General features: G+C 65.4%; 8 protein-coding genes and 1 tRNA gene. 6 read left to right on the top strand and 3 right to left on the bottom strand.

What is annotated here, in order from left to right:
- Positions 1 to 36: 36 nt before the first annotated feature.
- On the bottom strand, positions 37 to 2,625 hold the full coding sequence (locus HDC35_RS01110) for a TonB-dependent receptor (protein ID WP_311770696.1): 2,589 nt from the start codon (positions 2,623 to 2,625) through the stop codon (positions 37 to 39).
- 170 nt (positions 2,626 to 2,795) lie between these two features.
- On the opposite strand from HDC35_RS01110, the gene HDC35_RS01105 reads away from it, so the two are divergent.
- The 5 genes from HDC35_RS01105 to HDC35_RS01085 all read left to right on the top strand — a co-directional run bounded on the left by HDC35_RS01105 (position 2,796) and on the right by HDC35_RS01085 (position 13,059).
- On the top strand, positions 2,796 to 5,480 hold the full coding sequence (locus HDC35_RS01105) for a LuxR C-terminal-related transcriptional regulator (protein ID WP_184643035.1): 2,685 nt from the start codon (positions 2,796 to 2,798) through the stop codon (positions 5,478 to 5,480).
- Positions 5,481 to 5,580: 100 nt separating this feature from the next.
- Positions 5,581 to 8,799 carry an autotransporter domain-containing protein gene (locus tag HDC35_RS01100; RefSeq protein WP_184643034.1) on the top strand — a complete coding sequence of 1,073 codons (3,219 nt, stop codon included), beginning with the start codon at positions 5,581 to 5,583 and terminating at the stop codon, positions 8,797 to 8,799.
- Positions 8,800 to 9,030: 231 nt separating this feature from the next.
- Complete coding sequence (locus HDC35_RS01095) at positions 9,031 to 9,552, top strand: sigma-70 family RNA polymerase sigma factor (protein ID WP_184643033.1); 522 nt, start codon at positions 9,031 to 9,033, stop codon at positions 9,550 to 9,552.
- A complete protein-coding gene (locus HDC35_RS01090; RefSeq protein WP_184643032.1) occupies positions 9,542 to 10,483 on the top strand; it encodes a FecR domain-containing protein in 942 nt (313 codons plus the stop codon). The genes HDC35_RS01095 and HDC35_RS01090 overlap by 11 nt, the downstream gene beginning before the upstream one ends.
- Positions 10,484 to 10,524: 41 nt before the next feature.
- A complete protein-coding gene (locus HDC35_RS01085; RefSeq protein WP_260397409.1) occupies positions 10,525 to 13,059 on the top strand; it encodes a TonB-dependent receptor domain-containing protein in 2,535 nt (844 codons plus the stop codon).
- Positions 13,060 to 13,105: 46 nt separating this feature from the next.
- Here the strand turns inward: HDC35_RS01085 and HDC35_RS01080 are convergent.
- Positions 13,106 to 13,179, bottom strand: a tRNA-Gly gene (locus HDC35_RS01080).
- Between the two features lie 90 nt (positions 13,180 to 13,269).
- On the opposite strand from HDC35_RS01080, the gene dinB reads away from it, so the two are divergent.
- Positions 13,270 to 14,400, top strand: coding sequence for a DNA polymerase IV (dinB, locus tag HDC35_RS01075; RefSeq protein WP_184643030.1), 1,131 nt, complete (start codon positions 13,270 to 13,272; stop codon positions 14,398 to 14,400).
- Here dinB and HDC35_RS01070 read toward each other — a convergent pair.
- Positions 14,393 to 14,836 carry a hypothetical protein gene (locus tag HDC35_RS01070; protein WP_184643029.1) on the bottom strand — a complete coding sequence of 148 codons (444 nt, stop codon included), beginning with the start codon at positions 14,834 to 14,836 and terminating at the stop codon, positions 14,393 to 14,395. The two genes, dinB and HDC35_RS01070, sit on opposite strands and share 8 nt — an antisense overlap.
- Positions 14,837 to 14,886: the final 50 nt, after the last annotated feature.

Here is a 14,886-nt window from a genome sequence, read left to right as displayed (position 1 = left end):
ACGGGCGGGGGAGCCGCCGTTCCCTGCTCGGGAGGTTCAGAAGCTGAACGTCGCTTCGACGCCGTAGGTGCGCGGTGTCCCGCGGTTCAGATAATCGAGCCCGAAGACGTCGATGTTGAGACCGTAGGTGTAATAATATTTGTTGGTCAGGTTCTTGACCCACGCGCTGACCGACAGATTGTCGTTGGCCTTGTAAGTCAGGCGGCTGTTGAGCAGCCAGTAACCCGGATTGCCGCAGGTGAAGGCAACGCCCGCGGGCCGGACCGCGCCGGGCGCGCCGGGCTTGTCGCACGGATCGAGCCCGTAATCCCCGAACGCATCGAAATAATATTTGCCCATATAGCTGGCGTCGCCGCGCAGCGTCAGCTTGCTGTCGCCCTTGTCGAAGATATCCCAGTCGAACCCGGCGTTGAAAGTGACCTTCGGCGCGTTGGGGAAGGGATTGCCGTTGACGTTGCGCGTGAACTGCGTCGCCGGATCGTTCGGGTCGACGACATTGCCCTTATATTTGCTGTTGAGATAGCCGAACGAGGCATTGAGTTGCAGCCCATTGACCGGCGCGACGGTCAGTTCGGCCTCGCCGCCCCACACGCGGCCGTTGGCGCTGCGGGTGAAGGTGGTGGCGCCGACGACCTGTGTCGTCTGCTGGTTCGAATAATCGTAATAGAAACCGGCGAGGTTAAGCTGGACGCGACGATCGAGGAACTGGGTTTTCAGGCCGCCTTCATAGGCGTTCACCTTTTCGGGCTTGATATAATAGACCTGGTTCGTGCCTTGATAGGCGAGGCCGTTGTAGCTGCCGCTGCGATAGCCGCGGCTATATTGCAGATAGGCCATGACATCGTCGGCGAGCTGATAGCTGATATTGGCCCGACCGGTCAGGCGGTTTGCCTTCTCCTGCAGATTCATCGTCGGCAGGTCGGGATCATAGGGGAAGGCATAGGGAATCAAATTGACCACCGGCGTCACCCCATCAAGCGCGTAAATGATCGTGCTGCCATTGCGGAACTTTACCTTGTCCATCGTGTAGCGGAGGCCGACAGCCAAAGTGAGCTTGTCTGTGGCCTTCCATGTAAGGTCGCCGTAGATCGCTTTCGACGGCCGCTGGATGTCGAACCTTTGCTCGCCCATGATCGGGCCGAACGGGCCCGCACCGGCGGCAAGGCACCCCTGATAATAGGCGCCGCCCGCCGGGAAATTGCCACTGTTGTTGATCGCGGCATCGGTCTGGTACGCGACCAGCGTCCGCGCATCGAAAAAGCCGTTGGGGTTGACGACGACGGGGTCGCAAAAGCCCGCCGAGCCCGGCGTCAGCGTCGGATCGAGCGCGAACGCCGGCAGCACGCGGATGGAATCGGGCGTTCCGATCGGGGCGTTGTTGTAACTGCCGGGGACACCCAGCCCCAGCAGCAGCGGTCGCAATTCGCCGAAGAAGTCGGGCTCGTTGCGCGTCTTGATGGTATCCTTGCCGTAATAGAGGCCGCCGACGAAATCGATATTGTCGTCGGAATAGTTCAGGCGCAGATCCTGGTTGAAATTCTTGCTGCGGCTGTTGAACCGGATCGAGCAGACATTGAGCGGCGATCCGTCGCAGTCGTTAGGCGAAATGCTGTACTTGCCCGTGTCATAGCCGGTGATCGAGGTCAGCGTGAAATAATCGTTCAGTTCAAGCGCGATGTTGAGCGCGACGCCCTTCGACGAGGAAAGCGACTTGCCGCCCTGATCGGCGGACACCTCGTTCTTGCCCAGCGCGCGGCCGCCGTTCTGGGCGGGATTGAAGCGTGAATAGCCGACGATATCCTCGCCGTTCGCGAACTGGCCGATCGAATAGGCGTTGGCGGTCCAAGGATCGTCCTTTGCGGCATAGACCTTCAAGTTGATGTCGAGCGTGTCGCTCGGCTTCCAGCGGAGCGAAATGCGGCCGGCCATCGAGTCGGTCGTGGCGGCGTCCCGGCCTTGCACCGGATTATACTGCCAGCCGTCCCCTTTCGCGACCGTCCCCGCCATGCGAATGCCGAGAACGTCGGGGATCAGCGTCTTTTCGAAACCGCCCTCTACCGTCTTGGTGTCGTAATTGGCGTAACCGATCGTGAAATAGCCTTCGTCCGCGCCCAGCTCCGGCTTGCGGGTGAAGAAACTGATCGCACCGCCGGTCGTGTTGCGTCCGTACAGCGTGCCCTGCGGGCCGCGCAGCACCTCGACGCGGTCGATATCGTATAACTGTCCGCCGTGGCTGGCGCGGAAGCTCTGATAGACTTCGTCGACATAGACGCCGACCGGCGATGCCGTGGACGCCGAAAATTCATTCGCGACCGAAATCCCGCGCAGCGAAAAATTGGGCTGGGTCTTGCCATAGGGGGTCGAGATCTGGAGACTCGGCACCGCGCCCATCAGGTCGGAGGTTTCGTTGATTCCCCGCGCCGCGAGCGCATCGCCGCCGATCGCCGACACCGCGGCGGGAACGTCCTGCAAATTCTGCGCGCGTTTCTGCGCGGTGACGACGATTTCGGCGATGCCGCCGCTGTCGGCTTCGGAAGCGGCTTCCGCCCCCTGCGCAAAGGCCACGCCCTGCCATCCGAACATGGTTGTGGACAGGAAACCAGCCAGAATCGCTCTATTCGTCACGCCTCTTCTCCCATGGTTCGGACCATTCTGTGTGGGCCCTTCGATAGTTGGCGAGGCTATGGCGCCGATCCTGCCATGCACAGGCCGCGCGGCGGGGGGACCGATGGGGGGGACGCTTGCCGCGGGGCTCGCATGGCTATAGCCATGACGGACACATGGAGGGCGACGATATGACCATCCAGCCGGGTTTGAGGATCGAGGCAAGCGCGCAGGATCGCGCAACGACGACGGGCCGCACGCGGGTGGTTGCCAGGGGCAAATTCGCCCCGCCTCGCTTCCCCGCCGACCTGGTCGGGACCAAGCGCTGGCAAGCCACGCTCGCGGCCCTTGCAGATCATGAAATCTGCCTCGTGCGCGCGCCCGCAGGCTACGGCAAGACGGCCTTTGCGGCGACGCTGTTCGCTGCAGCGCGTGCTGCGGGCTGGTTCGCCGGCTGGGTCTCGTTCGAGCGCGACGACAATGAACCGGCCGCGATCGGCCATCTGTTCGAAGCGGTGCGGCTGGCGAGCGGCGGGCTCCGCAGCGCTGGTTCGCGCGACATTTCGGCGGCCTCGGTGCCCGCGGCCATCCTGTCGGCAGCGCTTGCCGACCTGATCGACGATGCCGACCGGCCGCTTCTGCTCGTCCTCGACGATATCGACCGCCTGTCCGATGCGCGCGTGATCGATGTTTTGAACGGACTGCTCCGCCATCCCCCTGCTCAGTTGCGGCTGGTCCTGACGAGCCGGGCCGTCCCCGCGACCGACACGGGCGACGTCGAACGGCGCGGCATGGCACTCGCCATGGACGGCGCCGATGTCGGCTTGACCGACGATGAAGTTCGGTCCTTCCTGCGCGCCACGGGCAAAGCCCTGTCGCCTCAAGAAGCGGCCGCAATCAATGCGGTGCTGCAAGGCTGGCCGGCGGGACTGCGGCTGACCGCGCGTCACGGCGGCGCCGCGCTTCCGCAGCAGATCGACCTTCACCTCGCCCCCGTGATCGGCAGCCTGACCGACGCAGAGCGACGCTTTGCACAACGCTGCGCGGCGGTCCCGCACCTCTGCGGCGACCTCGCGCGGTTGCTCGGCGGCGAAGAGAATGGAGCCGCCATGCTGCGCGACTTTGCGGCGCGGGGGCTCTTCGTCGAACCGCTCGCGGGACGCGGGGGCTGGTATCGCATCCATTCGGCCTTTCGCACGGCGCTTGCGCGGTATCCGGGCGCTCCGGAGGCCGATACGCGCGTAGAATTGCACCGCGCTGCCGCGCGCTATTTCGCGACGCAGGGCATGGAGGAGCCCGCCGCGGAACAGGCGATGCTTGCAGGCGACACTGGACGGGCGGCGGCGCTGCTCGCCCGAATCGCCATGCCGATGCTGCGACAGGGCGATCTTTCAGCGCTTTCTGGGTGGATCGATCGGTTGCCGCCTGCCGAAGTGGCGGCGGTCCCGGCGCTGCGCGAGGCCCGAGCCTGGCTATACGCCCTGACCGCGCATCCGGCGGCGCAAGCGGCGATTGCCGCGCTCGAAGCGAAGGATGTCGTTCCGGAGGCGCGCGCGATCGGGCTCGTCCACCGTGCCTATGCGGGCGACGGGCTCGCCGAAATCGTCGAGACGTGCGACCAACTGCTCGCGGCGCCGCACGGACTATCCGACTTCGCTGTCGCCATGATCCGCACCCTCCTGGCGCATGGCGCGCTCAAACGAGGGCTATTCGGCCTCGTTCACGATGTGCTTCGCCCCTTGACGCCGCACAATGCCGACTGTTCGCTCGACCTGCCCCTGGCGCTCGCCATATGTGCCAAGGCCTCGCTGTCGCGCGCGCAGGGGCAGCTCGACGATGCCGAACGCCTGCTTTTCGACGCCCGGCAGCTTACCGCGGGGGTTGGCCTCGCGCCGGCGCTGGTCGACGCCGCGTTGGCACGCTGCCATTATGAACGCGACGACATGGCGGCGGCGGCCGGACTGGCGGCAAATGCGCTGCCCGCGCTGGAAGGCAGCGCATTTCAGGATGCGACGATTCCGGCGTTCCTCGTTGCGATCCGTGCCGCGGTCCATCTGGAACAGGCGCGTACGGCGGCGTCCCTCATCGACCGGGCGGAAGCCCTGGCGTTCGCACGCGACTGGATTCCGATGAAGGCAATGTGCGTCGTCGAGCGCGCGCGGCTCCGCCTGCCGCCAACGATCGACGCCGAATCGATCGTCGCCATGGGTGACGAAGAGGCCGCGGTGCTCGATCCGCTGTCGGCACCCGCGCGCGCCTTTGCCATTCTATCCGAAATGCGCGCCTATGAGGCGATTGCCAGTGGCGACCGCCCCCGCCTGACGGCGGCGGCCGAACGGCTGCTGCGCCTCGCGTCCAATGCCGACGACGCCGAACTGCGCGCGACCGCGACACTACTCAACATCCTGCCCCAGCTCAGCGGCCGCTGCGACAAGATGGTTGAGCTCGAGATCGTGCGCTTCCTCAACCACGCCGCCAGCGCCGGATTTCGCCGAACGATCGTCGATATCCTCGACGTCACCGGTGTTCGCGCGGTCCAGAATTTCTGCAGCGAGGCCTATTCGTCGGGATCCTTCCTCGCGCTCCTGAAACTCGCCGAACCGTCGCGCCGCAACCCGGCGCTGGAGGGGGCCCGTCCCGCCGCACCGGGCGAGGCCTTTTCTTTCCTTACCGAGCGCGAGATCGAAATATTGAGCGCGCTGAACGCGGGCGAATCGAACAAGGAAATCGCGCGGACGCTGCAACTGGCGCCCGAAACGGTAAAGTGGCACCTCAAGAATGTGATGCGCAAATTGCGCGCAAACAGCCGCGAAGAGGCCGTGCAAAATGCCTCGACGCTCGGCCTGAAGCTGATCGAGTTGCCGGGGCGGCACTGATCCGTCCGGTCGGAAAATTTTTTCCAAGGCCGCGCCGCGCCGGCTCCGTCTTGTGGTTGTCGCCGGAAAAAATCCGGCCCCAGATCACAAGAGGAATCCGATGCGTAAGATTTTGCTAGCGTCCACCAGCCTGGCCGCCATGTTGGCGGCGCCCGCCGCCGCCGAAACCGTGATCGGCAACGCGTTGACCGCGCCGATCCGCACTTCGACGGTCAAGGGCGGCACTGCCGCGGACGATGCGCGCCTTGCCGCCTCGGGTTCGATCAAGCCCACCACCTCTGGTCCGGCGATCACGATCGACAGCAATCACAAGGTCGTCAACGAAGGCACGATCGAGTTCATTAATATCGACGGCGCAACGGGCATCTTCGCGAACGACGGCGTGACGAGCGGCATCACGGTCGCGACCGGCGGCAAGATCAACCTCGGCGAAACCTATGCACCGACCGACATCGACAAGGACGGCGACCTCGACGGCCCGTTTGCGGTGGGCAGCAATCGCGTCGGGATCGCGACTGGCGGCGCCTTCACCGGCAATATCACGAATGGCGGCGTGATCACCGTCAAGGGCAATGATTCGGCGGGTATCCGCCTCGGAGGGCCGCTCACGGGCAATTTCGTCAACAATGGCACGGTGCAGGTCCTCGGCGACCGCGCGCTCGGCATCGGGCTTCAGGACGTGACCGGCAACGTCCGCCTCGCGGGCGAGATCAGCGGAACCGGCGTCGATGCGATGGCCGCGCGGCTTTCGGGCAATATCTCCGGCGCGCTCGTCGTTCAGGGCAACCTCACTGCGACGGGCTATCGCACCGTCACTCCGCCCGCCGACCCGTCGAAGCTCGACGCCGACGACCTGCTGATCGGCGGTCCGGCGCTGTCGATCGAGGGCAATGTCGGCGGCGGCATCGTCCTAGCCGTGCCGCCCAAGGACAGCAGCACGACCGATAATGACGAAGACAAGGACGGCATCGAGGATTCGAAGGAAGGGGCCGCTTCGGTTCGCTCCTTCGGTTCGGCCGCCGCGATCCGCATCGGATCGGCGACACAGGCCGTGACGATCGGTCCGGTCGCGGGCACCGGAACCGGCTTCGGCATGATCATCGACGGGTCGGTTCTCGGGAACGGCGTCTACGCCGGCAAGGACGGCAATGCGATCCAGGTCGGCGGTCTCGGCGGCGCGGTGACGATCGCCGGCGGGCTCGGCATCGGCAGCACGGGCAGCGTATCGGCGCAGTCGAAGGACAGCGCGGCGACGGCTATCCGCTTCGGCAACGGCGCGACGACCCCCGAAATCCGCAATGCGGGCAAGGTCGAGGCGATCACCGGCGGCAACGCGGCCGGGTCGATCGCAACCGCGGTGCTGATAGATGCTGGCGGCGATGTCGGAATGATCCGCAACAGCGGTTCCATCATCGCGAAAACGGGCGGGGACAATGGCACGGCACGCGCCGTCGTCGACCTGTCGGGCAAAGTGACGACGGTCGAGAACAGCGGCGCGATCAGCGCGACTGGCGCCGCCGCTGCGTCGGATCGCAATATTGCAATTGACCTGTCGGCGAACGGTGCCGGCACGACGGTCAAACAGACAGCCGTGGCGTCGGGCGTCACCGCTCCCAGCATCGTTGGCGACGTTCGCTTCGGCGGCGGCAACGACACCTTCGACATCGCCGACGGTTCGGTAAAGGGCGACAGCTTCTTTGGCGCAGGCGATAACAAGCTCGCCCTGTCGGGGGACGCTACCTATGACGGCACGGCTCAGTTCGGCGCGGGCAGCGACAGCGTGACGCTCGTCGGCACCTCGAAATTCGGCGGCGTGATCGATTTCGGCGGCGGCAGCGACACGCTCAGCATCGGCGGCACGTCGATCTTCTCGGGCAGTCTGCGCAATTCGCAAGGCACTGCCGTAACGGTCGCCGGCGGCATCTTCGACATCGGCGGCGCGGCGACCATCGCGTCGCTGGCGGTCACCGACAAGGGTACCCTTGGCGTCATGCTCGACAGTGGCGACACGGGCACCGCGCTTCAGGTCACCGGCAACGCCAGCTTCGGCGCCGAATCCAATCTGCTGCTCAAACTGTCGAGCATCGAAGAGGCCGAGGGCCAGCATGTCGTGCTGAGCGCGGGTTCGCTGACCGGCGCAAGCAACCTCACGGCGTCGCAGGCGCTGCTGCCTTTCCTCTACAAGGGCACGCTGTCGTCGAACGCGACGCAGCTCATCGTCGATGTGTCGCGCAAGAGCACGAGCGAGCTCGGGCTCAACCGCTCAGAATCGGGCGCGTTTAATGCTGTCATCGACGCGGTGGTCGCCGACCAGAAGATCGAGGATGTATTCCTTGGCATCCGCGACGGCGAACAGTTCAAGGCGCAGCTCGGCCAGATGTTGCCCGAACATGAAGGCGGCGTTTTCGAAACCGTGACTTCCGGTTCGCGCGCGCTGGCGCGCTACCTGCAAGACCCTAACGCCCCGTTCCAGGACGAGGGCAAATGGGGCTATTGGGTCAACCAGGCCGTCTGGGGCACCTCGAAGAGCGTCGGCGAGACTGCGAGTTACGACGTCAGCGGTTGGGGTATTTCGCTCGGTGCCGAAATCGAGAGCGATCTCGGCAATTTCGGCGGTTCGATCGCCTATCTCAGCGGCAAGGACGGAAACGGCAGCAACGCCAACGAAGTGAGCAGCAGCCAGTTCGAAGGTGCGCTGCACTGGCGCCTGCGTTCGGACGGCTTCATGGCAAACGCCCGTGTTTCGGGCGCGCCCATCAGCTTCAAGGGCACCCGCATCTTCCGCGCCGAAGCGGGCGCCGAGGACATCGAAAAGACGATGAAGGGCAAATGGGACGGCACCTTGTGGTCGGCGTCGGGCTCACTCGCCTATGACGCGCACGCCGGCGGGCTGACCATCCGCCCGATGGTCGCGGTCGATTATTACAAGCTGAAGGAAGACGGCTATCAGGAAACCGGCGGCGGCGACGCGCTCGACCTGAATGTGCTCAGCCGCGACAGCGACGAACTTGCCGTTTCAGGTACGGTCGCCCTCGGGATGGAATTTGGCGGAGCCGACGAATATGACGGCTGGACGCGCTTCGAGATCGAAGGCGGGCGCCGCCAGATCGTGAGCGGGACGCTGGGCGCGACAACCGCCTCGTTCAAGGACGGCACGCCGTTCACGCTCACGCCCGATGATCGCACCAGTGGCTGGGTCGGCCGTTTCCGCGGCATCGCCGGCAACTCGGCGTTCCAGGTCGCCGGAGAAGTGTCCGCGGAAGAACAGCAGAGCCATGTCGGCTGGGCGTTCCGTGCCAGTTTGCGGGTCGGCCTCTAGCCCCCCGGCCCGACCCGCATGCAAGGGGGAAGCGGCTTCCCCTACCCTCGCTTCCCCCTTGCTCAGCAACGAACGCAGAAACCGATGTTTGCACTTGCCATCTCTTCCTCTCCTTCACCGCAGTTGCGCAGTGGGGCGTTGGCGCTATATGATTGCGTGGTCAGGGGGACGTATGGCGCACAGCGGGATGGCGCCGACCGGCAAGAGATGGCGTTCCAAAGCAAGCAATCCATGACCAGTTCGCACGATCGAACCGACGCCGCCCAGGGCATCGAAGGCGTCTTGCTCGCCAATCGGGACCGGATCATCCGTTTCCTCGAGGTGCGCGGGGCAGGCGATGCTGCCGAGGACCTGTTCCAGGATCTGTGGATGCGCCTGACTGACCGGCGCACGGGCCCGATCGCCGAGCCCTTATCCTATGTCATGCGCGCCGCGAACAATCTGATGCTCGATCGCTACCGTTCGGCGCGTCAGAGCGAACTCCGCGACAAGGCTTGGGGCGAAGCCTCCGCCCAGCACAGCCCTTCGACCGAGGCGTCGCTGATCTCGCGCGAGCAGCTCGCGCTCGTCGAAACCGCGATCGCCGCCATCGGCGAGCGTCCAGCGCGTATCTTTCGCCGTTTTCGTGTCGACGGCATCCACCAGCGCGATATCGCGAACGAATTGGGGGTCAGCCTGAGTACGGTCGAAGCCGATCTGCGGAAAGTATATGCCACGCTCACCGCGATACGGAGGCAGTTCGATGCAGGCTGACGCGACCAACGCCGCCGCGGAAGCCCGCGCGATCGACTGGCTGATCCGGCAGCGCGACCCGGACTTTGCCGATTGGGACGGCTTCTCCGACTGGCTGTCCGAGGATTCCGGTCATGCCGCGATCTACGATGCGATTGCGAGCTTCGATCAGGATCTGGACGCCCTGCCGCGGACGCCCGCTGCGCCGGGGATGCCTCTGCGGGGCGAACAGCCGCGCCGCCCGTCGCGCCGCGCCTGGTTCGGCGGCGCGATCGCAGCCGCCTTTGTCGGCGTGATCGGCGTCTCGAGCCTGGGGCTGTTCGGCGACCCGAACCGGATCGAAACCGCGGCGGGCGAACATCGCACCGTGACGCTCGCCGACGGGTCGAGGATCGAGATCAACGGCGGTTCCGTGGTGGAGGTCGACAAGGATCGTCCGCGTTTCGCCCGGCTCGAATCGGGCGAAGCGATGTTCCACGTCGTCCACCGCGAAGGCGATCCCTTCGTCGTAGAGGCGGGCGCCAATCGGATCGTCGACCTCGGCACCGCGTTCAACGTCGTCCGGCGCGCCCGCCAGACGAGCGTTGCGGTGTCCGAAGGCGTCGTCCTCTACAACCCCGATCGCGACAATGTGCGCGTGGTCGCGGGCAAGGGACTCGACGCGCGCGACGACGACAACAACGCCCCCGCAGTCAAGGACGTCGATATCGCCAGCGTCGGCGGCTGGCGCACCGGCCTGCTCGTCTATAACGGTACGCCGCTGTCGGTGGTGGCGGAGGATCTGAAACGCACCGCCGGGATGCAGGTCAGCATCGCGCCCGAAGCGGCCGATCTGTCGTTCCGCGGCGCGCTGATCGTCGACAACGACCGCGGCCGCACGATCGCCGATCTCGCCGCGCTGTCGGGGACGAAGGCCGAGCGGCAGGGCGATGGCTGGATTTTGACCCGCTGACCATGACGTCGCGCCTTTGCCCTTGCCTCTTCGCTGCCACGATGGCGATCCTGCTGGCCTTGCCTGTACAGGCGCAGGCGGCTGAGGAACGTGCGTTCGATATCCCCAAGGGCAATTTGTCGAGCGTGCTGCCCGTCGTGAGCCGGCAGGCGGGGGTCAGTATCAGCGTCGTCGATGCGAAACTGTGGGGCGCGCGCGTCAAACCGGTTCGCGGGCGGATGAGCGTCGACGAAGCGATCCGTCGCCTGCTGGCGGGGTCCGATGCGCGGGCCGTGCGTGTCAGTGCGACGAGTTGGCGGATCGAACGCCGCCCGCCACCGCCCCGCGCTGCCCATCGCGCCACGCCGCCGCCGCGGCAGGCGCCGCAGCCGCGTGCGCGAGAGCCGTCGAACGACATGGTCGCGGCGGCGCACGACGAGATCATCGTCACCGCGTCCAAGACCGACCTTCCCTATTCGCACTTCGCGGGCGTCGCCACCCAGCTGGATGGCGGCGATTTGGCGTTTGGCGGCGAGCGCGGGATGGATTCGATCCTGTCGCGCACCGCGACCGTATCCTCGACCCATCTGGGTTCGGGGCGCAACAAGCTGTTCATTCGCGGCATCGCCGACTCGAGCTTTACCGGTCCGACGCAATCCACCGTAGGCCAATATCTCGGCGATATCCGTCTCAGCTATAATGCGCCCGATCCCGACCTCAGGCTCTACGACGTCGATAATGTCGAAATCCTGGAAGGGCCGCAGGGCACCCTCTACGGCGCCGGCTCGCTCGGTGGGATCATTCGCGTCGTGCCGAAGGCGCCCGATCCGCGCGCCATGTCGGTACAGGCGATCGCCGGCGTCTCGGTTACACAGCATGGCGACCCCGGCGGCGATATCGCAGCGATCGCGAACCTGCCCGTCGGCGAAAATGGCCATGCGCTGCGCCTTGTCGGCTATATGCTGACCGATGGCGGCTATATCGACAACCCGATGCTGGGGCAGAATGACGTCAATCGCGTCCATGTTCGCGGGGGTCGCGGCACTTTCCGGTTCGAGGCCGGCGACGGCTGGACGATCGATCTGGGTGGCATTTATCAGGTCATTACATCGGACGACGCGCAATATGCCGATAAGGACGCGCCGCCGCTCGTACGCAATTCGCTCGTTCAGCAGAATGCGAAGGCGCGCTATGGGCTCGGCACGGTTGTTGTGATGAAGGATTGGGGCGACCTCCGTTTCCAGTCGTCGAACGCCTATATCGAACACCGGCTGTTCGAACGGTTCGACGCCACCGTCCCCGACGGCGTGCAGGCGGGTGCAGTCGATATCGAGCGCCTGTTCTCGCCTTATGACGTCAGCCTGATCAGCAACCGGCCGCGCGTGCTCGACCAGCGCAATGCAACGCGCATGTTCGTCAGCGAAAACCGCCTTTCGCGGCCTTATCACGATGGGCTTGGTTGGGTAGTAGGCGTCAGTTTCATCGACAATCGTGCGCGGCAGACGCGCGATTTCGGGATCGCCGGTTTCGGGACGGCAGGGTTCAGCGCCAACCTGCCCGCCCGGGCCGAGGCGGCGCCGCCAGCCGAATTGGCGCCGACAGAGGTGACTCTCAGGGGGATCAGCGCGATCCTGCCGGGCGTCACCAACCGGATCACCGAAGTCACCGGCTATGCCGAGGCGACGGTCGAATTGATGCCGAATCTCGTCGCGACGGGCGGGCTTCGTTTGTCGCACGCACGGCTCGGCGGCACGGCGGAAGGCTTCTTCCTTGCGCTCGATCCGGCGCAGCGTGCGACCACCGCTTCGCGCAACGAAACCGACCTGCTCCCCTCCTTCTCGCTGCTCGCTACCCCGCTCGACAATGTCCGGCTCTACGCCCGTTATCAGGAGGGCTTCCGACCCGGCGGGCTCGCGGTCGACGGCAATTTCGTTCGCCGCTTCCTTAACGACCAGGTGCGAACGTGGGAGGCCGGGATGCGGTTCGGCGACAAGGGGCACAGCCTGCTCGATGCGAGCCTCGCGCTCTCTTACAGCCGCTGGCGCAACATCCAGGCCGATTTCATCGATAGCAACGGCTTTCCGACCACGGCCAATATCGGCGACGGGCGGATCACCAGCCTGTCGGGCACGATAGCGATGCGGCCGACCGACGCGCTGACTTTCGAACTGGGCGCGGTCTACAACCATAGCCGCGTCGACGATTTCGCGCCGCAGATCCTGCCGGTCTACGACACCGCGCCGATCCGGCTTGGCCGTATTCCGAACGTTGCGAAACATGCCGTCCGCGGCTCGGTCAATTATGCGACGATGCTCGGCAACGAGGGTTTTCGCGTCAACGGCTGGGCGAGCTACATCGGGCCGTCGCGCCTCGGCATCGGCCCCGTGCTGGGCGAAAGCCAGGGCGACTATGTCGATACGGGCATCGCGATGCGTGTCGGCAACGAACGTCGCGGCCTGTCGCTGACGCTGACCAATCTTTTCGACTCGCGCGGCAACCGCTTCTCGCTGGGAACGCCGTTCGTCGAGGGTAACGAAGGCTTCCTTACCCCTCTGCGCCCGCGCACCCTGCGCATCGCCGTCGACGTCGCCTATTAACGCGCGGCCGGTAGCCTGAAGTCGGCGGTAGCGATGAAAGGGGGCTTGGAGCGGGTAGCGGGAATCGAACCCGCCTAGCTAGCTTGGAAGGCTAGAGCATTACCACTATGCTATACCCGCATTGCCAAGGTCGGCGGCGATTGCCATTTTGATCGGCTCGCGTCAAGCGTGGCATTGAGAACATGTTGGCAACATGTTAAAAGATGCGCCGTGCACGACAGCGACGATCAGAACCCCGGCGACGGTGCGGACGCCCCGGTCCGCAAGATCATCCATGTCGACATGGATGCCTTTTACGCCTCGGTCGAGCAGCGAGACGATCCGGCGCTGCGGGGGCAGCCCGTCGCGGTCGGCGGCTCGTCACGGCGCGGCGTCGTCGCGGCGGCGAGTTACGAGGCGCGCAAGTTCGGCGTCCGCTCGGCAATGCCCAGCATCACCGCGAAGCGCCAATGCCCCGCTCTAATCTTCGTGCCGCCGCGGTTCGAGGTCTATCGCGAGGTTTCGCACCGGATCCGCGCGATCTTTCGCGACTATGCCGACGAGGTCGAGCCGCTGTCGCTCGACGAAGCCTATCTCGACGTCAGCGCCGACAAGGCGGGACTCGGCAGCGCCACCGCCACCGCGCGGCTGATCCGCCGGCGCATTGCCCAGGAAACGGGCCTCACCGCCTCGGCCGGCGTGTCCTATAACAAGTTCATCGCCAAGCTCGCGTCGGACCAGAACAAGCCCGACGGGCTGACCGTGATTCCGCCCGGCAAGGGGGCCGCCTTCGTCCAGACACTATCGATCCGCCGCTTTCACGGCATTGGCCCGGTCACCGCGGCAAAGATGGAGGGGCTCGGCGTCTTTTCGGGCGCCGACCTCGCGGCGAAGGACGCATTGTGGCTCGCGACGCATTTCGGCAACAGCGCCGAATGGCTCTATAATCTCGCGCGCGGGATCGACCATCGCCGGGTCAAGTCGAACCGCCCGCTCAAATCGCTGGGGGGCGAGCGCACCTTCTTCAACGACCTGATTGCCGACGCCGAAATCCGCGAGGCGCTCGCGCATGTCTGTACGGTGGTGTGGGACCGCGCAGCAAAAAAGGGCGCGCGCGGCCGTACCGTGACGCTGAAGCTGCGCTACGCCGATTTCCAGACGATCACCCGTGCAAGGACCGTCCCCTTCCCCATCGCCGACGGCACTTCGCTGCTCGCGGCGGGCGAAGCGATCCTCGCTCCGCTGCTTCCGACCGGACAGGGCATCCGTCTGCTCGGCATTACCCTCAGCAAGTTTGAGGGCGAGGAGGAAGAGGCGGAGGGCGCGGCCCCGCCCCCCACCGACCTGCTCAGCCTTATTTAGCGAGCGCGGGCGCGAAGCGGCGCATTGCCGCCTTCATCTTCGGCGACATCGCCTGATAGGAGCAGTGAATCAGCGCCTCGTCCGAAACCTGTATCTCTTCGCGAAAGGGTGCACCGACGCGATAGAGCGCTCGGCCTTTCCCTGTCGCTTTCAGCCGGAAATAGCCCGCTCCGTCGAAGCCGCCAAACTGCATCTGGATAAAACCATCGCCTACGGCGCGCGTCTGCGTGATCGGCTGCAATTCAGCCGCCGGTCCCAGATTGCCGGTCGGCCCGTAATAATAGACCGAGCCCCAGCGCGTGCCGTCGAAAATATAGCCATAGCGCGCCGTGGCGCACGCCTGATCGTCGTTGGTCCAGAAACCCGGCGCGATCGGCAGTTCGACGGGCGCCTGGGCCCCCGCCGGCGCCCCCAGCGCCGCCAGTGCAAGCGTCAAAATCCCTCTGTGCATCGATACCCCCACCTCTGCCGACAGTGGGAGCATGG

Origin of the sequence: Sphingopyxis sp. JAI128, assembly GCF_014207235.1 — a bacterium.
Lineage (GTDB): Bacteria > Pseudomonadota > Alphaproteobacteria > Sphingomonadales > Sphingomonadaceae > Sphingopyxis.
This window is presented reverse-complemented; position numbering and strand designations above follow the sequence as displayed.

Excerpts from the sequence above, each read along its gene's own strand:
- HDC35_RS01105 (WP_184643035.1), top strand. The coding sequence starts at position 2,796 with ATGACCATCCAGCCGGGTTTGAGGATCGAGGCAAGCGCGCAGGATCGC.
- HDC35_RS01100 (WP_184643034.1), top strand. The coding sequence starts at position 5,581 with ATGCGTAAGATTTTGCTAGCGTCCACCAGCCTGGCCGCCATGTTGGCG.
- HDC35_RS01095 (WP_184643033.1), top strand. The coding sequence starts at position 9,031 with ATGACCAGTTCGCACGATCGAACCGACGCCGCCCAGGGCATCGAAGGC.
- HDC35_RS01090 (WP_184643032.1), top strand. The coding sequence starts at position 9,542 with ATGCAGGCTGACGCGACCAACGCCGCCGCGGAAGCCCGCGCGATCGAC.
- HDC35_RS01085 (WP_260397409.1), top strand. The coding sequence starts at position 10,525 with ATGGCGATCCTGCTGGCCTTGCCTGTACAGGCGCAGGCGGCTGAGGAA.